The sequence below is a fragment of the Bacillus sp. WMMC1349 genome (assembly GCF_013155385.1).
Classification (GTDB): Bacteria; Bacillota; Bacilli; order Bacillales; family Bacillaceae; genus Bacillus.
In genome coordinates this window covers 1-19,424 of the sequence record NZ_JABJUQ010000007.1, presented here as the reverse complement: position 1 = coordinate 19,424, position 19,424 = coordinate 1, and the positions used below count along the sequence as shown (strand labels likewise).

The following is a 19,424-nucleotide window of genomic DNA, read 5'->3' as shown; positions in this document are numbered from 1 at the left end:
TGCACAAAAATTCATTTATTCCTTCGTGACGCTATCATGTTCTATATCAGGGGATGCCGCTTCTTCATCTTCATCATTCGATAAAGTAAGACCTTCATTTTGTTTTGCATCCTCATCATCTTCCAAGTCTCTCATTTCAATTTCTTCTTCATCACTTGAGAGAATTTTAACATCCATACCTAAACTTTGAAGTTCTTTAATTAATACTTTAAACGATTCTGGAACACCTGGTTCTGGCACGTTGTCACCTTTTACGATCGCTTCGTAAGTCTTCACACGACCCACGACATCATCGGATTTAACAGTCAGAATTTCTTGAAGTGTGTATGCAGCACCATATGCTTCAAGTGCCCACACCTCCATCTCACCAAAACGCTGTCCGCCGAATTGCGCTTTACCTCCGAGAGGTTGTTGAGTAACGAGTGAATAAGGTCCTGTTGACCGAGCATGGAGTTTGTCATCAACCATGTGGGCAAGTTTGATCATATACATGATCCCAACAGAAACCCGGTTATCAAACGGTTCTCCCGTGCGACCATCGTATAGTACAGTTTTTGCATCTCTTGACATCCCAGCTTCTTCAAGCGTTTCCCATACATCTTCTTCACGGGCACCGTCAAATACCGGTGATGCGAAGTGAAGACCGAGACGGCGTGCAGCCATACCGAGGTGAAGCTCCAATACTTGCCCGATGTTCATCCGTGATGGAACGCCGAGTGGGTTTAACATAATATCAATTGGTGTTCCATCAGGTAGATATGGCATATCTTCTTCAGGCAGAATCTTCGAGATAACCCCTTTATTACCATGTCGGCCTGCCATTTTGTCCCCTTCAGAAATTTTACGCTTCTGAACAATGTACACCCGGACAAGCTGATTGACGCCAGGAGGCAGTTCATCGCCATCTTCACGATTGAAAACTTTGACATCAAGGATAATCCCGCCTCCGCCGTGCGGAACACGGAGAGATGTATCGCGAACTTCACGCGCTTTTTCTCCGAAAATAGCATGAAGCAGGCGTTCTTCTGCAGTAAGCTCAGTAACCCCTTTTGGCGTTACTTTTCCAACAAGAAGATCTCCGTCTTTTACTTCAGCACCGACACGAATAATACCGCGCTCATCCAAGTTGCGAAGAGCATCTTCTCCAACGTTTGGAATATCGCGTGTGATTTCTTCAGGCCCAAGTTTCGTATCTCTAGCTTCTGATTCATATTCTTCAATATGGATCGATGTATATACGTCGTCTTTAACAAGGCGTTCACTCATGATGATGGCATCCTCATAGTTATAGCCTTCCCATGTCATGAAGCCGACCATCACATTGCGTCCAAGGGCAAGTTCACCCTTTTCCATAGAAGGACCATCAGCTAAAATTTCACCTTTTACAACCTCATCTCCGACGCTCACAATTGGACGCTGATTATAGCAAGTTCCCTGGTTGGAACGAACAAATTTCAGCATACTGTATTTATCAAGATTTCCTTTTACCTTTTGACCATCTACTTCCTCATATCTGCGAACCCAAACATTTTTAGCCTCTACCCGTTCAACGATTCCCGGATAGCGACAGATGACAGCAGCACCAGAGTCTTTCGCTGATACATACTCCATTCCGGTTCCGACAACTGGTGATTCAGGCTGCATAAGCGGAACGGCTTGACGTTGCATGTTCGCACCCATCAAAGCACGGTTTGAGTCATCGTTTTCCAAGAAAGGAATACACGCAGTGGCTGCAGAGACAACCTGTTTTGGTGAAACGTCCATGTAATCAACACGGTCTTTTGGAACAACTGTGTTCTCACCTCTAAAGCGGGCGATAATTTGGTCGTCAACAAATGAACCGTCTTCAGCAAGGCGAGCGTTTGCCTGTGCCACAACATAGTTATCTTCTTCATCAGCCGTTAAATAATCGATTCTTGGCGTAACTTTTCCTGTCTCAGGATCAACCCTGCGATAAGGTGTTTCAATAAAGCCAAAACGATTTACTTTAGCAAACGAAGAAAGCGAGTTAATCAACCCGATGTTTGGACCCTCAGGTGTTTCAATCGGACACATCCGACCATAATGTGAATAGTGAACGTCACGCACTTCCATTCCGGCACGTTCACGTGTCAAACCACCAGGTCCGAGCGCTGATAGGCGACGCTTATGCGTTAACTCAGCAAGCGGATTTGTTTGATCCATGAACTGAGAAAGCTGTGAACTTCCGAAAAATTCTTTAATAGAAGCAATAACAGGACGAATGTTAATCAGTTGCTGAGGCGTGATCGTATTTGTGTCCTGAATGGACATTCTTTCCCGAACAACGCGTTCCATCCTGCTTAGACCAATCCGGAACTGGTTTTGTAACAGTTCACCTACAGAACGGAGTCTGCGGTTTCCTAAATGGTCAATATCATCAGTGTCTCCAACTCCATGAAGCAAATTGAAGAAATAGCTGATTGAAGAGATAATATCGGCTGGTGTAATATTTTTGACACCTTCCTCAATAAAAGCATTCCCGATCACATTGATCGTTTGCTCCCCTTCTTGGTCAGTTGGAGCGTAGATTTTAATAGATTGAAGGATCACTTCATCTTCGACTACACCGCCATTCGGATACAGCTTTTTAAAGCCGATCCCATTTTCTAAGTATGGCAGTACTTTATCAAGTGTTCTTCTGTCCAAAATCGTACCTTTTTCAGCAAGAATCTCTCCTGTTTCAGGATCGATAAGCGTTTCCGCAAGTCGTTGATTGAAAAGACGATTTTTAATGTGGAGCTTTTTATTAATTTTATAACGTCCTACACTTGCAAGGTCATATCTTTTTGGATCAAAAAACCTTGAGTCAAGCAAACTCTTTGCATTTTCCACTGTTGGCGGCTCTCCAGGACGGAGGCGTTCGTAAATTTCAAGAAGTGCCTTATCAGTGTTTTCTGTATTATCTTTATCAAGAGTATTGCGCAAATACTCGTTTTCACCGACAAGATCAATAATCTCCTGATCAGATCCAAAGCCAAGAGCACGCAAAAGAACCGTAACCGGCAACTTACGTGTGCGATCAATGCGGACATAAACAACATCTTTCGCATCTGTCTCGTATTCTAACCATGCGCCACGGTTTGGAATGACAGTTGCGGTAAAACCTTTTTTACCGTTTTTGTCAACTTTACCACTGAAATATACACTTGGAGAACGAACAAGCTGAGATACAATGACGCGTTCCGCACCGTTAATAATAAAGGTACCGGTGTCTGTCATGATCGGGAAATCCCCCATGAAAACATCCTGGTCTTTTACCTCGCCAGTTTCTTTGTTGATTAAGCGAACTTTAACCCGCAACGGAGCTGAATAGGTTACATCACGTTCTTTTGATTCTTCTACTGGATACTTTGGATCACCTAAGCTGTAATCAATAAATTCCAGAGAGAGGTTACCAGTGAAATCCTCAATTGGTGATATGTCTTGAAACATCTCTCTAAGACCCTCATCAAGAAACCACTGATAAGAAGAGGTCTGAATTTCAATGAGATTTGGTAATTCTAACACTTCGCTAATGCGTGCATAGCTTCTGCGCTGGCGGTGTCGTCCATACTGAACTAGTTGACCTGTCAACTGATTCACCCCTCAAATCATGCGTAATATATGTGTAACAAGCATTTCTTTCTCATATATGTAAGAAATACCTTTACAAGACAAAAGAAAAAAGGGTTTCTAATTAGAAAACCACATCCAAAAACAAAATACCGATTTTATTAGTGTTTCCATAAATATATATTTTATACAAACCAATATGTTTCAGAAAAAAAGCGGCAAGCAAAATATATACATTGGCATTTTATAATACTAACATAGCTGAAAATTCGAGTCAAACTTTTTTTGCTCTGATAATATAGTATCCTTTCTTTTTTTGGACGATTTCAACATCCGCAAAAAGCTCTTTTAATTTATCAATAGCAGAAGGCCCGCCTTGTTTTTTTTGAATGACGACCCATAAGTCACCTGAAGACCGTAAATATTCGGCACTTTTTTCAAAGATAGCATGCACTATTTTTTTCCCAGCTCGTATAGGGGGATTCGTAATAATAGAAGCGAATGTTTTAGCAGGATCGACATTGGAAAACAGATCACTTTGGTATATATCAACGTTTTCGATCTGATTATGTAACGCATTATCTTTTGAAAGTTCAACTGCCCTTTCATTGACATCAACCATGTGAACGAGTCGATTTTTAAAATCTGCAGCAAGAGAAAGACCGATAGGACCGTATCCACAGCCTACATCTAAAAAATCACCTTCTACCTCAGGTTCTTGGAAAGCCTCAATCAGCAGTCTAGAACCAAAGTCGACCTCTTTTTTTGAAAACACGCCACTGTCACTTACAAATGTAAATGTCCGGTTCCTTAATAGAAATGTCCACTTTATTTTGTTGCTCTTCACTGAAGGTTTTTCAGAATAATAATGGTCAGTCATGATAGAACCTCCTAAAGTTGTGAACCCTTTTCACTATCTTGAAGCAAGATGGCTTTTATTATACGGAAGAAAAATAGTTAATCAGCAAAGAAAAAGCTCGCTTTTAAAAGCGAGCTTTCCCCTAAAAGGTTAGGCGAAGATTACTTAACTTCTACAGAAGCGCCAACTTCTTCAAGTTTAGCTTTAAGCTCTTCAGCTTCTTCTTTGGCAATACCTTCTTTAAGAGGTTTTGGAGTGTTATCAACAAGTTCTTTAGCATCTTTCAAACCAAGACCAGTGATTTCACGCACAACTTTGATAACTTTGATCTTTTGATCTCCTGCTCCAGCAAGAATAAGATCAAATTCAGTTTGCTCTTCAGCAGCTCCGCCAGCAGCAGCAGCAGCTACAGCTACAGGAGCAGCTGCAGTTACACCAAACTCTTCTTCAATTGCTTTTACTAACTCGTTTAATTCAAGCACAGTTGCTTCTTTAACGGAAGCAATGATTTCTTCAATGTTTAAAGCCATTTGTAATTCCTCCATTTGTTTTCATTTTTTATGAAACAGACTATATTAAGCGCCTTGTTCTTCCTTTTGTTCTGCCACAGCTTTTGTAGCAAGAGCAAGATTGCGAACTGGAGCTTGAAGTACACTAAGCAACATAGAAAGCAAGCCTTCGCGTGATGGAAGTTCAGCAAGAGCTTTCACTTCTTCAACAGTAGAAACTTTACCTTCGATAACGCCAGCTTTGATTTCAAGAGCGTCGTGTTTTTTAGCAAACTCGTTAATCACTTTTGCTGGAGCGACAACATCTTCAGCACTAAATGCAATCGCATTCGGTCCAGTTAAGACATCATTCAAACCATCAAGTTCAGCTTGTTCAACCGCACGACGAGTCATTGTGTTTTTGTAAACTTTGAACTCAACGTTCGCTTCGCGGAGTTGCTTACGAAGTTCAGTTACTTCAGAAACATTAAGACCGCGATAATCAACAACAATTGTTGATTTACTTTCTTTTAGTTTAGAAGCAATTTCTTGAACAACAGCTCTTTTTGTTTCAATTACGCTGCTCATGGTTACACCTCCTGTAGATTTAATCGTGTAACACTTATACCGCCTCGGTGTCACGTTCTTTAACGACGAATTCCATATAAAAAGCCTCCATTTGACATGGAGGCTGTATATACAAGCATACGTTACGTAAAGCTGTGATATATATACACCTCGGTAGGAAATTAAGCCACAGGCACCTACTGTCTACGGTATAAATGGACATATTTTATTTTACAACGTTTTGAATTATATCAAAACGAATGATATGAGTCAATACTATTTTACGTTAAAAGTTGAAGGGTCCACTTTAATTCCAGGTCCCATTGTAGATGTGACAGATACATTCTTCACATATACACCTTTAGCAGCAGCAGGTTTTGCTTTCATAACTGTATCGTAAATTGTTGCAAAGTTTTCAACAAGCTTCACATCATCAAATGAAACTTTACCGATTGGCACATGAATGTTTCCAGCTTTATCGACACGATATTCAACTTTACCAGCTTTGATTTCGTTTACTGCTTTTTCAACTTCAAAAGTAACTGTACCTGTTTTAGGGTTTGGCATAAGACCTTTTGGTCCAAGCACACGTCCGATTTTACCGACTTCACCCATCATATCAGGAGTCGCCACGATCACATCAAATTCAAACCAACCTTGCTGAATTTTGTTGATGTAATCAGTATCCCCTACATAATCTGCACCAGCAGCTTCTGCTTCTTTCGCTTTTTCTCCTTTAGCGAAAACAAGGACGCGTTGTGTTTTACCTGTTCCATTTGGAAGAACAACCGCACCGCGGATTTGCTGATCATTTTTACGAGGATCAACACCTAAACGAAATGCCGCTTCAACAGTAGCATCAAATTTAGCTGTGTTTGTTTTTTTCACAAGTTCAATCGCTTCATTTACATCATAAGCTTTTGTACGTTCAACAAGCTTAGCAGCTTCTACGTACTTCTTTCCTTTTTTTGCCATTTAAAAATTTCCTCCTTAGTGGTTTTAGCGGAATAACCTCCCACGAATAAGGGTTGCGAACTTGTCTAATCCAAACTCGCAACCCAACAAAGAAACAAAAAATTAGTCTTCAATCACAATACCCATACTGCGGGCAGTTCCTTCAACCATGCGCATAGCCGCTTCAACACTTGCTGCATTCAAGTCAGGCATTTTTGTTTCAGCGATTTCACGTACTTTATCACGCTTGACGGTTGCCACTTTATTACGGTTAGGTTCACCAGAACCTGACTCAATTCCAGCCGCTTTTTTAAGTAACACAGCAGCCGGCGGAGTTTTTGTAATAAATGTAAATGAACGGTCTTCGTAAACCGAAATTTCTACAGGAATGATAAGACCAGCTTGGTCAGATGTACGAGCGTTAAACTCCTTACAGAATCCCATGATGTTAACACCGGCTTGACCTAACGCAGGACCAACTGGTGGAGCTGGATTCGCTTTCCCAGCAGGAATTTGCAATTTTACTACTTTTACTACTTTTTTAGCCACGAGACACACCTCCTTAAGTCCGTGATGTGGTAATAGGGTGAACCCTCCCACTCAAGGTCTCATTCTTTATATGAATGATGAAAATATCAAGCTAGCTGCCTTGACATTTCTGCCAAGACGCACCTTTGTATATTACCACTTTTATATAGTGATTTCAAGCGCTTATTCCATTACAATTTGTCAACTTGAGTAAATTCAAGTTCAACAGGGGTTTCTCTTCCGAACATATTAACAAAGACTTTCACCTTGTTTTTGTCATGATCGATCTCTTCAATTGTCCCTGTAAAATCAGCAAACGGACCATCGATCACTTTAACAGTTTCCTTCAATTCAAAATCAATTTCTGTTTTTCGTTCTTCAAGGCCCATTCTTTTCAAAATTCTTTCTGCTTCGCCTGGTAGTAAAGCGGTCGGTTTAGAACCTGAACCAGCAGAGCCGACAAAGCCTGTCACACCTGGTGTATTTCTGACAACATACCAAGAGTCATCTGTCATCACAAGTTCAACTAAAACGTAACCAGGGAATACTTTCTTTTTAACTACTTTTTTCTTACCGTTTTTGAAATCCGTTTCTTCTTCTTCAGGTACAACGACACGGAAAATTTTATCCTGCATCCCCATCGATTCAACCCGTTTTTCTAAGTTTGCTTTGACCTTATTTTCATAGCCGGAGTACGTGTGTACAACATACCATTTCTTTTCCATTCTCATTCAGGACCTCTCTAGTCCTTCCCTCCCCACACCATAATTTTTGGGCCGTAATGAGAAACCGACATTCTTTTATACGAGCCTCATATTTTGAAACAATGAAAAAACCCGTTGAACGGGTTTTTTTGCGAGTCATATTTAGATCTATTATAACACGTTTTCCTGATCATTATTCAACTATTAAACGAATTAATTGTGTAAAACCCGAATCGACCAAGGCAAAAAAGACCGCGAAAAAAACAACAGTAATAATAACAGTAATCGTATAGCGCGTTAATTCTTTGCCTTTTGGCCAAGTGACTTTCTTCATTTCTTTTGCGACATTTTTAAAAAATTTCATATTACGCCTCCACAATCTAAAAACAAAAAAACTATTTTGTTTCCAGATGTACTGTATGTGAGTTGCAGTTATTACAGTATTTCTTTACTTCAAGCCGCTCAGCTAATGCTGCGGAGCTTTTCATTGTCGTATAATTGCGACTCCCGCAATTTTTACAAGCTAATGTTATTTTTTTCTTCATGTTTACACCTTTTTTCTGGACAATCATTTCTTTTAGTAAAATACCACAGTACTAAATTCACTGTCAATAAGCCGGAAGCATCAGTTACAAACTGATTTCACGAAGTTCCAGATATTTCTCCAGTTTGCGTTTGACACGTTGAAGCGCGTTATCGATTGATTTGACATGGCGATTCAACTCTTCGGAAATCTCCTGATAGGATCTTCCATCAAGATAAAGTGCAAGTACTTTTCTTTCTAAATCGCTAAGTAATTCTCCCATCTTAAGTTCAATATCATCAAACTCTTCCTGATTGATGATCAACTCTTCTGGATTCATTACTTTAGCTCCCGAAATAACATCCAGAAGCGTCCGGTCTGAATCTTCGTCATAAATAGGCTTGTCCAGCGACACATAAGAATTTAACGGAATATGTTTTTGACGAGTAGCTGTTTTAATCGCGGTAATAATTTGGCGGGTAATGCATAATTCTGCAAAAGCTTTAAAAGAAGTCAGCTTGTCCTCTTTAAAATCACGGATAGATTTATAGAGACCAATCATCCCTTCCTGAACAATATCCTCTCGATCAGCTCCAATTAAAAAATAGGATCTCGCTTTTGCCCTCACAAAGTTACGGTACTTTGTAATTAAATAATCTAACGCATCACTGTCTCCGACATGAACCATTTCAATAACCTGCTCATCTTCCAACTGGCAAAACCGTTCTTTGCTGAACTGCTCCTTGCTGAATTTTCCCTGGTTGTTTTTTAAGTTCACTCCGATCCCCCCGACCGCACGTAGATAGAAATATTATACAGTAATAGCTAAAAATGCGTCAACCTACTCCAAATCGCCCCGCCGCCATTTTTCAAATTTTTTTAGAACTTCTTCTGAGATTGGTATCTTGCTGATTGGGCGTTCAGAGGTAATTTTTTTTACCCTTTTTTCAATTTTTCTTTCAATCGCTTCAACTTCCCTCAGCAATTCCCGGGCAGACTTGCGTAACGCTCCCTGCCCAAAGATCGCCCACTGCTCAGTATAGTCTGATGTAGCAACATGAATTTGCGTTTGAATATCATTTAAATCTGAAGCTAGTTTTTCAATTCGTTCATCAGCTGTTTCGTTTTCTCTTGTGAAAATCACCTCTACACGGTGATTGATTTTTTTCTTTTCAATCCCTTTGACTAGGTGTGCATCAAACACAACAATCACACGAAAACCCGTGTAAGATTGATATTCTGCCATTTTTTGAATCAACAGGTCCCTTGCTTCTTCAAAGCTGTTCTTTTTTAGATCCTTTAACTTAGGCCAGGATCCAATCATGTTATAGCCGTCTACTAAAAGGATGTCCATTGCCTCTTTAATCTCCTAAAGGGCTTCGCTTCCGAAGAACTTCATACATAAGCAAGCCGGCTGCAACAGACGCATTTAAAGAAGTGACTTTTCCTACCATTGGCAGAGAATAGAGAAAATCGCATTTTTCTTTGACAAGTCTCCCCATTCCTTTTCCTTCACTCCCGATCACCAATGCTAGCGGCATGTTTCCATCCATTGACCTGTAATCCTGATTCGCTGACGCATCGGTACCGGCAACCCAGACACCCTGTTCTTTCAGCTCTTCTAATGTTCGTGAAAGATTGGTTACTCTAACGACCGGAATATGTTCAATTGCACCTGTTGAGGCCTTTGCAACAGTAGTGGTAAGACCGACCGCACGCCGTTTTGGAATGATGATTCCATGGGCACCAGCTGCATCAGCTGTCCGCATAATTGATCCTAGATTATGCGGATCTTCGATTTCATCTAATACGAGAATAAACAGCTGTTCATTTTTCGCTTCTGCCTTCTGAAAAAGGTCGTCTAATTGTGCATACTCATATGCCGCAACTTGTGCGACCACCCCCTGATGCTGTCCGGAAACCATCTGATCAAGTTTTTTTCTGGGAACATACTGAATTGTAATCCCTCTTTTAGCTGCGAGTTCTACGACTTGCTGAGCTTGTCCCTTCACCGTGTTTTCCGCCATCCACAATTTATACAGTTCTCGGTCTGATTTTAACGTTTCAATTACCGCATTTTTCCCAATAACATAATCGTGTTGCTGTGTCATTTTATTTCCTCCTTTCCATCCCGTTTTTCCAATGCTTTTTGAATCAACTCGTCAAGCCTTTCTTCTCTGTTTTCCAAAAAAAGATACCCTATAACCGCTTCAAAAGCTGTACTGTAGCGGTACGTTTGAACATCTGTATTTTTAGGTACTGTTCCTGATTTTGCATTTCGTCCTCTTCTGAGCACAGCTTGTTCTTCTTCCGTGAAAAAACCTTGCTTTTCCAGTTCAAATAGCATACATGCCTGTGATTTTGCAGAAACATAATGACTTGACCGTTTGTGTAAGTCATGAGGTTTTGACACCCCTTGCTTTAACAGGTGATGCCTGACATAGATGTCTAAAACGGCATCACCCATGTAAGCCAGTGCTAGCCCATTCATTTGTTTAGCATGTTTAATGGTTTCTAACTTCATGTTTATGATTCTCCTCTTTTCCAGCGTGTCCCTTGAGGAGTATCCTCTAAAATGATGTTCATGCTTTTTAATTGATCACGGATGTTGTCAGATGTTGCAAAATCTCGATTTCTGCGCGCTTCGTTTCTCTTTTCAATCAACTCTTCAACTTCTTGATTCAAAAGCTCTTGTTCCTGAAGTGAAAACCCCAGAACCGAAGAAATCTCATCAAACAGCTGAAGGAAAGACTTGATTACATGTTCAGCAGTGTTCTTTTCTTGTAAATAGTAGTTTGCATGCTTAGCTAAATCGAACAGGACAGAAATCGCATTCGCTGTATTGAAGTCATCATCCATTGCAGTTTCAAAAGCGGTACGCTGCTCAGCAATTTTTTCAAACCACATGGAATCCCCTTCTGTTAAATTTGTACTGCTTTTTAGCCGATATTGCAAATTGCCATAAGCGGTTTTTAACCGATCAAAAGCATTTTTTGTATTCTCCAACAAGTCAACTGAATAGTTAATTGGATGCCTATAATGAACAGACAACATAAAAAACCTCAGTACTTTCGGATCATATTCTTTAATAATCTCGTGAACAAGAACAAAATTACCTAGAGATTTGGACATCTTTTCATTATCGATATTAATATAACCGTTATGAAGCCAATATTTCGCAAAAGTCTTTCCTGTTAAAGCTTCAGATTGGGCAATTTCATTTTCATGGTGTGGAAATGTCAAATCCTGTCCGCCAGCATGAATATCGATCGAATCTCCTAAGTATTTTCTAGCCATTGCCGAGCACTCAATATGCCAGCCTGGCCGCCCTTTTCCCCATGGACTATCCCAAGAGATTTCATTTTCTTTAGTCGCTTTCCATAAGGCAAAGTCAAGAGCATCCGCTTTTTTCTCACCGATCTGAATTCGTGCACCTGATCTTAACTCATCAATCGATTGGTGAGAAAGCTTTCCATAGCCAGCAAATGATCTTGTTTTATAATAAACATCTCCCTCGGCTTCATAAGCGTAGCCCTTTTCAATCAAAGTCTTAATAAAATCAATAATATCATCCATATTTTCAGTCACACGTGGATGGCAATCGGCTTTTGAGCAGCCAAGTGAACCAACATCTTCGAAGTACGCCTTGATAAACCGTTCGGCGATCACAGGCACCTCTTCACCGAGCTCCTCTGCCGCTTTAATCAATTTATCATCAACATCAGTAAAGTTGGAGATATAGTGAACATCATAGCCTCTGTACTCCAAGTATTTTCTGACGGTATCGTAGACGATAGCCGGTCTTGCATTTCCAATGTGAATGTAGTTATAAACAGTCGGTCCGCAAACATACATTTTCACTTTGCCCTCTTCAAGAGGGATGAACTGTTCTTTTTTTCTTGTCAGTGTATTATAAAGTACAATCGTCATGACTCATCTTCCCTTCTTTTTCCTTTAGTTCTTCTTTAAGACGCTGGATTTCACGTTCTAATTCTCGGAAACGGTCAGCCACTGGATCTGGTAAATCCTGATGATTAAGATCCCGTTTAATTTTCTTTCCATTTTGGACAACAACACGTCCCGGGATTCCGACGACAGTTGAACACTCTGGAACATCATGTAGAACAACAGAGCCCGCTCCGATTTTTGAACCTCTCCCTATCGTGATAGAACCAAGTACCTTGGCCCCTGTTGATATCAATGCATCATCCTCAATTGTCGGATGCCGCTTGCCTTTTTCTTTTCCTGTTCCTCCAAGAGTCACTCCTTGAAAAACTGTTACATTATGGCCGATCTCACATGTCTCTCCAATAACAACACCCATTCCATGATCGATAAAAAACCTCCTGCCAATCTTCGCACCTGGATGAATTTCGATTCCTGTGAAGAAGCGAGAAATTTGTGAGATGACTCTGGCAATGAAAAATCTTTTTCTTTTATATAAAGCATGTGCAATTCGATGAGCCCATATTGCATGCAAGCCTGAATACGTGAGGATGACTTCAAAATAGCTTCTGGCAGCCGGATCTTGATCAAATACGACTTCCACATCTTCTTTAAGCATTTTCAAAAACACATAATTCCCCCCTTTTCCCGCTTCTCTTTTTTACTGATATTAAACCATACAAAAAACGCCTCTGTCCTAATGACAGAGACGTTTTGATAAACGCGGTTCCACTCTGTTTAGAAAACAGCCTATCTGTTTTCCCAACTTTCATCCATAACGGTGGACACCGCCTTTAAATACTAGTTTAAAACGTTCTTTAAAGGTCTCAAGAGTGCATTTCTAAAGCAAGGCATTTAAGTCTCTCTCAGCCGGTGAAGACTCTCTCTTTAATAGCCATCTGCTTTATACTTTTCTCTGTCAATGATTTTTGCTTATTTACTTTTCAACCGTTTTAAAACAGTATCTTTTCCGATCAATTCAATCGACTGAGGCAATTCAGGTCCATGAGTCTGACCTGTTGTTGCCACACGGATTGGCATAAACAGTTTTTTTCCTTTATGTCCTGTTTCCTTTTGAACAGCTTTGATGGATGCCTTGATGTTTTCCGCAGTAAAATCCTCTAACTGTTCAAGTTTTTCAGCAAATACTTGAAGCACTTCCGGAACCTGTTCTTCTTCCAAAACTGTTCTTGCTTCATGATTATACTGGATTTCGTCTTTAAAGAACAACTCCGTTAACTCGACAATTTCCGCACCATAACTTAACTGTTCTTGATAAAGAGAGATGAGCTTACGAACCCATTCTTGTTCATTTTCAGAAAGTTCTTGTGAAAGTTTCCCTGCTTTCTGCAAATGTGGCACCGTCAATTGAATAACCTGATCAAGATCAAGTTTTTTCACATATTGGTTATTAACCCATTTCAGTTTATGCGTATCAAACACAGCTGGTGATTTTGATAAACGCTTCACATCAAAGATCTCGATAAACTGTTCTTTTGTAAACAGTTCTTCTTCACCGACCGGTGACCAGCCAAGCAGAGCAATGAAGTTAAATAGCGCTTCCGGCAAATAACCAAGTTCTTCATACTGTTCAATAAATTGAATGATTGATTCATCGCGTTTACTTAGTTTTTTACGATTTTCATTGACGATCAGTGTCATATGTCCAAAATTCGGAACGTCCCAACCAAACGCATGATAGATCATGATCTGCTTCGGTGTATTAGAAATGTGGTCTTCTCCACGTAAAACATGTGTAATTTTCATCAAATAATCATCGACTGCGACAGCAAAGTTATATGTTGGTGTTCCGTCTTTTTTGACAATGACAAAATCACCGATTCCATCTGTTTCAAACGTAATGTCGTCTTTGACAATGTCTTTAAAAGTAATGACGTCTCCCTTAGGAACCTTAAAACGGATGCTTGGCTGCCTTCCTTCAGCAAGATGTTTTTCTTGTTCTTCTTTTGTTAAGCTACAACACTTTCCAGAATAACGCGGCATTTCTCCGCGAGCTGATTGGTCTTCTCGCTCTTTCTCAAGCTCTTCCTCTGTGCAATAACAATGATATGCCAGACCTTTTTCAAGCAGTTCTTCATAATATGTTTTGTAAATTTCGTTTCTTTCAGATTGACGGTATGGTCCATATTGACCACCGACATCTATGCTTTCATCCCAATCCATGCCCAGCCATTTTAAATAATTGAGCTGGCTTTGCTCTCCACCGGCAATATTTCGTTTTTGATCTGTATCTTCTATCCGAACGATGAATTTCCCACCTTGGCTTCGAGCAAATAAATAATTAAAAAGGGCGGTTCTTGCATTTCCGATATGTAAATGACCGGTAGGACTCGGTGCATATCGAACCCGAACTTCATTTCCCATCTGTCTAACTTCCTTTCGTATCAGGTCATAGTTCAAATTTAGTTCTATTCTATCATTAAATGAAATGACCTACAAAGTGAATCATCTTTTTTGGATGAGTACAACAGCCTGAGCGGCTATTCCTTCAGCTCTTCCTGTAAACCCAAGCTTTTCGGTTGTCGTCGCCTTTACATTAATTTGCGAAATATCAGCATCCAATCCTTCCGCAATTCTGACCCGCATGTCTTCAATATAAGGAGCCATTTTTGGTTTTTGGGCAATGATCGTACAATCAAGGTTTCCAAGCGTATACCCTTTCCCCTTGACTAACTGCCACACATGCTGAAGAAGCTTAAAGGAATCGGCATCTTTGAATTCTGGATCAGTATCCGGAAAATGTTTGCCAATATCACCTTCTCCAATCGCTCCGAGACAAGCATCAGCAATGGTATGCAAAAGCACATCAGCATCAGAATGCCCCAAAAGACCTTGTTCAGATGGAATCGTCACTCCTCCAATAATAAGCGGTCTTCCTTTTACAAGCTGATGAACGTCAAACCCTTGTCCAATTCTAAACATGTTCATTCCTTCTTTCCGCTTCTAATATCGCCTCTGCAACAAGCAGGTCATCAGGTGTTGTCAACTTAATGTTTTGATAATCCCCCTGAATAATAGCGACCTTTCCACCCGCTTCTTCGACCAGACTGGCATCATCTGTTCCAAAAAAACCTGTTGCTTCAGCTTTAAGATGGGCGTTCATCAAAATAGAAAGACGAAAAGCTTGCGGGGTTTGAGCGGCCCACAAGCTTGAACGTTCAATAGTTCCAGTTATCTCATTGTCTTGAACGCGTTTGATAGTATCTTTAACTGGTACAGCAACAATTGCAGCACCTGTTTCATTTGCTTTTATAACAAGCTGTTCGATATGTTCCTGTTTGATAAACGGTCTGGCCCCATCATGAACAAGGACCATTCCTTCTTTTCCAACTGCTTGAATTCCTTGCATAACACTGTGCTGGCGTTCGTTTCCGCCAGTTACAATTTTGATAGGTGTGATAAAATGATACTCTTTTAAAAGACGGTTAAATTCATCGTATTCTTTCTCATTGATCACAAGAATGATGCTTTTACATGCACTGTGATGTTCAAACACCTTTAGTGTATGAATAATAACAGGTGTTCCTTTTGCCTTAATAAACAGTTTATTTTTTCCGACATTCATTCGTTTGCCTTGTCCGGCAGCAGGAATAATGACTTGATAATCCATCTTTCTTTCTCCCTTTTTACAGCGCCTTCTCCAGCAGTTTCGGTTTCGCGAATATCATTCTTCCCGCAGCTGTCTGCAGTACACTGGTCACGAGCACATCGATATGTTTACCAATATAGTTTCGACCTTCTTCAACAACGATCATTGTGCCATCATCCAAATAACCGACACCTTGATTATGTTCTTTACCGTCTTTTATCACCTGTACCTTCATCTCTTCACCAGGAAGCACGACAGGCTTAACGGCATTGGCCAAATCATTAATATTAAGAACAGCCACCTTTTGAAGTTCACACACTTTATTTAAATTGAAGTCATTTGTGACAACAACACCTGAAGTTAGCTTCGCAAGTTTGACTAGTTTACTGTCAACTTCTTGAATATCTTCAAAATCGCCTTCATAAATTTCAACCTTGATATTTAACTCTTTTTGAATTCTATTTAAAATATCCAGACCTCTTCGACCTCTGTTGCGTTTAAGAACGTCAGATGAGTCAGCGATATGCTGAAGTTCTCCAAGAACGAATTGAGGAATCACGATAACACCTTCAAGAAAACCTGTTTGACAAATATCAGCGATTCTTCCGTCTATAATAACACTTGTGTCTAATATTTTCAGCCTTTTATCTTCTCTAGTACGCTCCTCTTCAACCGGACCTTTTTTCTTTCGTGACGTAAAAAGAGTGAGAATCTCATCTTTTTTCTTAAACCCTACCCTGAACCCCAAATAACCAAGAAGTGCAGCTAATACAAGGGGAATGACAGTGCCGATTAACTGATATGGGAAATACTTCAACGGGATAAGATTAACAATAAGATATGCCAGCAAAAGCCCAAAAACCAACCCTAATGATCCAAACAACAAGTCTGAAACAGGGGCTTTTATTAAAGAGTCCTCAATTCTTTTCAACCAGTTGATCACATAATCCGCACACCAGATGCCAATAAGAAAAAAGATAATAGCCCCCAAACAAGCAGATACATACGGATTTGTTACTAAAGGTATGTCCTTCACGTTCAACAGTACAAACAATTCCGGTACGAGAAAAACACCGATAACGCCTCCCAAAATCGCAAAAAACGCCTGAACTATTCGTTTTAACATACCTTCACCTCCTTTTTTAATGTTCAATAGTTTATAAATAGAACTGTCAGTAAAATAAAATTAAAAATATTATACCCAGATATTTCATTTTTTAATCAATTATTAGAAAAAGACTACTATGGTCGATCAATATAATGTTTTTCTTGTAATCCTTTAAGTCCATTCTTGATTTTTTGGGCGCGAACTGTACCGATTCCGTCTACTTCATCTAATTCCTTCATATCTGCTTCGATGATCAGCTTTAAATGACCAAATGCTTCAACAACATTTTCGACAATCGGCATCGGCAACCTTGGAATTTTGTGAAGAAGTCTGTAACCTCGTGGAAAAACATAGTCCTCCATATTTGTTGAAGCTGAGTACCCAAGAAGCTTTAATAAAATACTATCATCCAACAATTCAAAGCTGGACATATCTTGAAGTTGCTTTAAAAGAACAAACGGATCTTTAACTTTTTCTTTGACATAGTCTTTTACAAAAAGAGCTGCTTCTTGTTCCATATCGGTTATGAGTTCACTTACTTGTAGTCTTATTAAATGTCCTTCAGTTCCGAGCTCTGTAATATACATATTAATCTCATTTTTAATTCGAAGCACCATTTCATATCGATGGAGAACAGATATGACATCACTAAATGACACAAGCTCTTCAAACTCCAGGGCATTCAATGTGGAAATTGCATGATCTAAAATCAGCTTGTACTTTTCAAGCGTCTGAATCGCTTGATTGGCTTTTGTTAAGATAAAGCCAATATCTTTAAGAATATACTTCATACTTTTTTGATAGAGTGTGATGACATTCCGTCTTTCAGATATGGCGATTACCAGACATCCAGTCTGTTTGGCAACTCGCTCAGCTGTCCTGTGCCTCATCCCTGTTTCTGAAGAAGCGATCGTCGCCTCAGGCATAAGCTGGGTATTTGCATATAAAATCTTTTGTCCTGAATCACTAAGGATAATAGCGCCATCCATTTTTGCCAACTCATATAAATGAGCCGGAGAAAAAGAAGAATTAATATGGAATCCGCCATCAACCACTACTTTTACTTTGTCATTAAAACCAACAACAATTAATCCACCAGTTTTCGCTCGAAGTACATTTTCAATCCCCTCGCGTAGAGGTGTACCTGGGGCAACAAACTGCAATATTTCTGAAAGGTCTTGTTTCGCCCCTTTTTTATCTTTTTCCATCTATTATGATCCTCCTAATGAAGTTCGAAGAGCCTCAGCTACATTTTCCACACCGACAACCTCAATTCCTTTCGGTCTGGTCCATCCTTCCAAATTTGCTGATGGAATAATCATTCTCTTAAACCCAAGCTTTGCCGCCTCCTGAACTCGCTGTTCAATCCTAGACACTCTTCGAACTTCTCCTGTTAAACCGACCTCCCCGATAAAACAATCTGTCGGATGTGGCGGGTTATCTTTAAAACTTGAAGCGATGCTTACGGCTACAGCTAAATCTATTGCCGGTTCATCTAACTTCACTCCGCCAGCTACCTTTAAATAGGCATCTTGATTTTGCAAAAGTAGCCCCACTCTTTTTTCCAACACGGCCATTAATAGCGAAACTCGGTTATGGTCAATTCCAGTTGCCATTCTGCGTGGATTACCAAAGCTTGTAGGAGATATGAGTGCCTGTATTTCAACAAGAACTGGTCTAGTACCTTCCATTGAAGCGACTACACTCGATCCAGCCGCACCTGCAGAGCGTTCTTCAAGAAATATTTCAGAGGGGTTTAATACCTCTGTAAGGCCTTCTTCCCTCATTTCAAAAATGCCCATCTCATTAGTTGACCCAAATCGATTTTTAACAGCTCTTAAAATCCGAAACGTATGGTGCCGCTCACCTTCAAAATAAAGGACTGTATCGACCATATGTTCCAGCAATCTTGGTCCGGCTATCGAACCTTCTTTTGTTACATGCCCAACAATAAATATTGGGATTCCTTTTGTTTTTGCTATTCTCATCAGTTCAGCTGTGCACTCTCTCACTTGTGACACACTGCCTGGTGCAGAGGTAATATCACTTTGATAGACAGTTTGAATCGAATCAACCACAACAAATGAAGGATTCATCTCTTCTATAGAAGACGTAATATACTCCATATCGGTTTCAGATAAAACGTGTAGAGCCGGACTATTGATACCTAACCGATCCGCTCTTAATTTCGTTTGTTTGACAGATTCTTCTCCTGAAATATACAGGACAGTTGCATTGGATTCTGCAAGTTGGGCTGATACTTGTAGCAGTAAAGTCGACTTTCCGATCCCAGGATCACCACCAATTAAGACAAGTGAACCTTTGACAATACCGTTTCCTAATACACGGTTAAATTCGCCTAATTGCGTTTTAATTCGTGGCTCTTCTGTTGTTTCAATCGATGAGATAGGAGAAGGCTTCTGTACTTTTTCAACTGAATGAGAAAAAGCTGTTCTTCTGTTTGCGGCAGGTTTTTTAATCATTTCTTCTACCATCGTGTTCCATGTACCACATCCAGGGCACTTCCCCATCCACTTGGGAGATTCATAGCCGCATGATTGCAAA

Annotated in this window: 21 protein-coding genes and 2 other annotated features; all 21 genes read right to left on the bottom strand. The window is 40.0% G+C overall.

Annotation, left to right across the window (positions count from 1 at the left end):
• Window positions 1–15 precede the first annotated feature (15 nt).
• The gene (gene rpoB, locus HOO54_RS02440; RefSeq protein ID WP_172292066.1) at window positions 16–3,594 is read right to left on the bottom strand and encodes a DNA-directed RNA polymerase subunit beta; all 3,579 of its coding nucleotides are present in this window, start codon (window positions 3,592–3,594) and stop codon (window positions 16–18) included.
• 253 nt (window positions 3,595–3,847) lie between these two features.
• The gene (locus HOO54_RS02435) at window positions 3,848–4,453 is read right to left on the bottom strand and encodes a class I SAM-dependent methyltransferase (protein ID WP_172292064.1); all 606 of its coding nucleotides are present in this window, start codon (window positions 4,451–4,453) and stop codon (window positions 3,848–3,850) included.
• 140 nt (window positions 4,454–4,593) lie between these two features.
• Window positions 4,594–4,962 carry a 50S ribosomal protein L7/L12 gene (gene rplL / locus HOO54_RS02430; RefSeq protein WP_172292062.1) on the bottom strand — a complete coding sequence of 123 codons (369 nt, stop codon included), beginning with the start codon at window positions 4,960–4,962 and terminating at the stop codon, window positions 4,594–4,596.
• Window positions 4,963–5,007: 45 nt separating this feature from the next.
• The gene (gene rplJ, locus HOO54_RS02425; RefSeq protein WP_172292060.1) at window positions 5,008–5,508 is read right to left on the bottom strand and encodes a 50S ribosomal protein L10; all 501 of its coding nucleotides are present in this window, start codon (window positions 5,506–5,508) and stop codon (window positions 5,008–5,010) included.
• A 68-nt stretch (window positions 5,509–5,576) separates the two neighbouring features.
• Window positions 5,577–5,715: a sequence feature (ribosomal protein L10 leader region), on the bottom strand.
• A gap of 48 nt (window positions 5,716–5,763) precedes the next feature.
• Window positions 5,764–6,462, bottom strand: a complete 699-nt coding sequence (gene rplA / locus HOO54_RS02420; RefSeq protein ID WP_172292058.1) for a 50S ribosomal protein L1 — start codon at window positions 6,460–6,462, stop codon at window positions 5,764–5,766.
• Window positions 6,463–6,564: 102 nt separating this feature from the next.
• Window positions 6,565–6,990 carry a 50S ribosomal protein L11 gene (gene rplK / locus HOO54_RS02415; protein ID WP_172292056.1) on the bottom strand — a complete coding sequence of 142 codons (426 nt, stop codon included), beginning with the start codon at window positions 6,988–6,990 and terminating at the stop codon, window positions 6,565–6,567.
• Between the two features lie 170 nt (window positions 6,991–7,160).
• Complete coding sequence (gene nusG, locus HOO54_RS02410; RefSeq protein WP_076762597.1) at window positions 7,161–7,694, bottom strand: transcription termination/antitermination protein NusG; 534 nt, start codon at window positions 7,692–7,694, stop codon at window positions 7,161–7,163.
• Window positions 7,695–7,866: 172 nt separating this feature from the next.
• Window positions 7,867–8,037, bottom strand: coding sequence for a preprotein translocase subunit SecE (gene secE / locus HOO54_RS02405; protein ID WP_172292054.1), 171 nt, complete (start codon window positions 8,035–8,037; stop codon window positions 7,867–7,869).
• Window positions 8,038–8,068: 31 nt separating this feature from the next.
• A complete protein-coding gene (rpmG, locus tag HOO54_RS02400; RefSeq protein ID WP_172292052.1) occupies window positions 8,069–8,218 on the bottom strand; it encodes a 50S ribosomal protein L33 in 150 nt (49 codons plus the stop codon).
• Between the two features lie 84 nt (window positions 8,219–8,302).
• Window positions 8,303–8,974 carry an RNA polymerase sporulation sigma factor SigH gene (gene sigH, locus HOO54_RS02395; protein WP_172292050.1) on the bottom strand — a complete coding sequence of 224 codons (672 nt, stop codon included), beginning with the start codon at window positions 8,972–8,974 and terminating at the stop codon, window positions 8,303–8,305.
• A gap of 63 nt (window positions 8,975–9,037) precedes the next feature.
• The gene (rae1, locus tag HOO54_RS02390; protein WP_172292048.1) at window positions 9,038–9,550 is read right to left on the bottom strand and encodes a ribosome-dependent mRNA decay endonuclease Rae1/YacP; all 513 of its coding nucleotides are present in this window, start codon (window positions 9,548–9,550) and stop codon (window positions 9,038–9,040) included.
• A gap of 7 nt (window positions 9,551–9,557) precedes the next feature.
• The gene (rlmB, locus tag HOO54_RS02385) at window positions 9,558–10,307 is read right to left on the bottom strand and encodes a 23S rRNA (guanosine(2251)-2'-O)-methyltransferase RlmB (RefSeq protein WP_172292046.1); all 750 of its coding nucleotides are present in this window, start codon (window positions 10,305–10,307) and stop codon (window positions 9,558–9,560) included.
• Window positions 10,304–10,720 (bottom strand): Mini-ribonuclease 3, encoded by a 417-nt coding sequence (locus HOO54_RS02380; protein ID WP_172292044.1) that lies wholly within the window; start codon window positions 10,718–10,720, stop codon window positions 10,304–10,306. The genes rlmB and HOO54_RS02380 overlap by 4 nt, the downstream gene beginning before the upstream one ends.
• A gap of 2 nt (window positions 10,721–10,722) precedes the next feature.
• Window positions 10,723–12,126 carry a cysteine--tRNA ligase gene (gene cysS / locus HOO54_RS02375; RefSeq protein ID WP_172292042.1) on the bottom strand — a complete coding sequence of 468 codons (1,404 nt, stop codon included), beginning with the start codon at window positions 12,124–12,126 and terminating at the stop codon, window positions 10,723–10,725.
• Window positions 12,107–12,772: a serine O-acetyltransferase gene (gene cysE / locus HOO54_RS02370; protein ID WP_172292040.1), complete on the bottom strand. Its 666-nt coding sequence runs from the start codon at window positions 12,770–12,772 to the stop codon at window positions 12,107–12,109. The genes cysS and cysE overlap by 20 nt, the downstream gene beginning before the upstream one ends.
• 71 nt (window positions 12,773–12,843) lie before the next feature.
• Window positions 12,844–13,073: a binding site (T-box leader), on the bottom strand.
• A 1-nt stretch (window position 13,074) separates the two neighbouring features.
• Window positions 13,075–14,526, bottom strand: coding sequence for a glutamate--tRNA ligase (gene gltX / locus HOO54_RS02365; protein ID WP_172292038.1), 1,452 nt, complete (start codon window positions 14,524–14,526; stop codon window positions 13,075–13,077).
• A gap of 81 nt (window positions 14,527–14,607) precedes the next feature.
• On the bottom strand, window positions 14,608–15,084 hold the full coding sequence (ispF, locus tag HOO54_RS02360) for a 2-C-methyl-D-erythritol 2,4-cyclodiphosphate synthase (RefSeq protein ID WP_172292036.1): 477 nt from the start codon (window positions 15,082–15,084) through the stop codon (window positions 14,608–14,610).
• On the bottom strand, window positions 15,077–15,772 hold the full coding sequence (gene ispD / locus HOO54_RS02355) for a 2-C-methyl-D-erythritol 4-phosphate cytidylyltransferase (RefSeq protein WP_172292034.1): 696 nt from the start codon (window positions 15,770–15,772) through the stop codon (window positions 15,077–15,079). The genes ispF and ispD overlap by 8 nt, the downstream gene beginning before the upstream one ends.
• A gap of 16 nt (window positions 15,773–15,788) precedes the next feature.
• A complete protein-coding gene (locus tag HOO54_RS02350) occupies window positions 15,789–16,877 on the bottom strand; it encodes a PIN/TRAM domain-containing protein (RefSeq protein WP_172292032.1) in 1,089 nt (362 codons plus the stop codon).
• 116 nt (window positions 16,878–16,993) lie between these two features.
• On the bottom strand, window positions 16,994–18,067 hold the full coding sequence (gene disA / locus HOO54_RS02345) for a DNA integrity scanning diadenylate cyclase DisA (protein WP_172292030.1): 1,074 nt from the start codon (window positions 18,065–18,067) through the stop codon (window positions 16,994–16,996).
• 3 nt (window positions 18,068–18,070) lie between these two features.
• Entirely contained in the window at window positions 18,071–19,423 is a 1,353-nt protein-coding gene (gene radA, locus HOO54_RS02340) for a DNA repair protein RadA (protein WP_172292313.1), read from the bottom strand.
• Window position 19,424: the final 1 nt, after the last annotated feature.

What these genes read in the sequence shown, in the direction of transcription:
- HOO54_RS02435 (WP_172292064.1), bottom strand. Translation starts at nt 4,453, where the DNA reads ATGACTGACCATTATTATTCTGAAAAACCTTCAGTGAAGAGCAACAAA.
- rplL (WP_172292062.1), bottom strand. Translation starts at nt 4,962, where the DNA reads ATGGCTTTAAACATTGAAGAAATCATTGCTTCCGTTAAAGAAGCAACT.
- rplJ (WP_172292060.1), bottom strand. Translation starts at nt 5,508, where the DNA reads ATGAGCAGCGTAATTGAAACAAAAAGAGCTGTTGTTCAAGAAATTGCT.
- rplA (WP_172292058.1), bottom strand. Translation starts at nt 6,462, where the DNA reads ATGGCAAAAAAAGGAAAGAAGTACGTAGAAGCTGCTAAGCTTGTTGAA.
- nusG (WP_076762597.1), bottom strand. Translation starts at nt 7,694, where the DNA reads ATGGAAAAGAAATGGTATGTTGTACACACGTACTCCGGCTATGAAAAT.
- secE (WP_172292054.1), bottom strand. Translation starts at nt 8,037, where the DNA reads ATGAAATTTTTTAAAAATGTCGCAAAAGAAATGAAGAAAGTCACTTGG.
- rpmG (WP_172292052.1), bottom strand. Translation starts at nt 8,218, where the DNA reads ATGAAGAAAAAAATAACATTAGCTTGTAAAAATTGCGGGAGTCGCAAT.
- rae1 (WP_172292048.1), bottom strand. Translation starts at nt 9,550, where the DNA reads ATGGACATCCTTTTAGTAGACGGCTATAACATGATTGGATCCTGGCCT.
- rlmB (WP_172292046.1), bottom strand. Translation starts at nt 10,307, where the DNA reads ATGACACAGCAACACGATTATGTTATTGGGAAAAATGCGGTAATTGAA.
- HOO54_RS02380 (WP_172292044.1), bottom strand. Translation starts at nt 10,720, where the DNA reads ATGAAGTTAGAAACCATTAAACATGCTAAACAAATGAATGGGCTAGCA.
- cysS (WP_172292042.1), bottom strand. Translation starts at nt 12,126, where the DNA reads ATGACGATTGTACTTTATAATACACTGACAAGAAAAAAAGAACAGTTC.
- gltX (WP_172292038.1), bottom strand. Translation starts at nt 14,526, where the DNA reads ATGGGAAATGAAGTTCGGGTTCGATATGCACCGAGTCCTACCGGTCAT.
- ispF (WP_172292036.1), bottom strand. Translation starts at nt 15,084, where the DNA reads ATGTTTAGAATTGGACAAGGGTTTGACGTTCATCAGCTTGTAAAAGGA.
- ispD (WP_172292034.1), bottom strand. Translation starts at nt 15,772, where the DNA reads ATGGATTATCAAGTCATTATTCCTGCTGCCGGACAAGGCAAACGAATG.
- HOO54_RS02350 (WP_172292032.1), bottom strand. Translation starts at nt 16,877, where the DNA reads ATGTTAAAACGAATAGTTCAGGCGTTTTTTGCGATTTTGGGAGGCGTT.
- disA (WP_172292030.1), bottom strand. Translation starts at nt 18,067, where the DNA reads ATGGAAAAAGATAAAAAAGGGGCGAAACAAGACCTTTCAGAAATATTG.